This is a genomic window from Spirulina sp. 06S082 (assembly GCF_034932145.1).
In the GTDB taxonomy this organism is placed as follows: Bacteria; Cyanobacteriota; Cyanobacteriia; order Cyanobacteriales; family Spirulinaceae; genus CCY15215.
Genome location: NZ_JAYGHV010000487.1, coordinates 1 through 992, shown reverse-complemented (window position 1 = coordinate 992; position 992 = coordinate 1). Strand labels below are relative to the sequence as shown.

Genomic DNA, 992 nt, shown 5'->3' with positions numbered 1-992 from the left:
TTGAATTTCCAGAGGAATCCCCAAGCCGTTATCAATAATTTTAACACTGATTCCCCCTCGATCGCCATACTCTTCAACAAATTTTGTCACAATTTTAATCTGCGGTTGCCAATCTTGCTTTTCTTCTTGTTCCTTTTTCTCCATCAAAACGTCGATCGCATTGGCAATTAGATTCATGAATACTTGACTTAGTTGGCCGGAGTAGCAGGCTATCTCGGGTAATTTATCATAGTTACGAACTACTTTAATATCGTGCTTGAGGCGACTTTCTAAAATCAAGAGAGTTCCATCAATACATTCATGTAAATCGATGAGTTGGCGATCGCGATCGTCCATACGAGAGAAGTTTCGCAAGCTGGTAACAATTTGAATTAAACGCTCCGATCCTATTTTCATACTTTTAATAATTTTGGGAGCATCTTCAAGAATAAATTCTAAATCGATTTCTTCTTCAAATGCTTGAATATTGTTTGATTTTTTCTCAATTTCGCTTTGATATTTTAGAATTAACTCAACTAAACTGTTATAATAGTCAGCGAGAAAGGTAATATTTCCATTCACAGAATTGACAGGATTTCTGATTTCGTGAGCAACTCCCGCCACCATCTGTCCTAAACTCACCATTTTTTCAGTTTGTATTTGTTGATGATAATAACTTTCATCGAGTAATCGACTGGTTAAATGATGAATTTTTGCTTGAGCCAAAAGCAAATGATGTACGTCCAACAAACGATAATCTCGTTCGTTAAATTTAACGACAATGGGTTCGTAGAGAAGTTCGGGAGGACGTTCTAAAGATTGACGCGCTGCTTCTACAATCAATGTTTCTCGAGAAAAAATCTCGCAGGGAACTTTGATGAATTCGTATAATGATTTAATGGAACGTTGTAAAAAGAGTTCTAGGGCGTAGGGGCGACTCATGCGTTCTAAGAATCGCTGTCTGGAGATCGTTCCAGAAAAGTTGCCTTGATGGGTTAGAATTATGCCGGGGA

Annotated in this window: 1 protein-coding gene; it reads right to left on the bottom strand. The window is 37.7% G+C overall.

Annotated features, from left to right (window positions below; genetic code table 11):
- The coding region (locus VB714_RS27245; protein ID WP_323228475.1) for a sensor histidine kinase at positions 1-921 on the bottom strand (921 nt) is incomplete at its 3' end.
- Between the last annotated feature and the right edge of the window lie 71 nt (positions 922-992).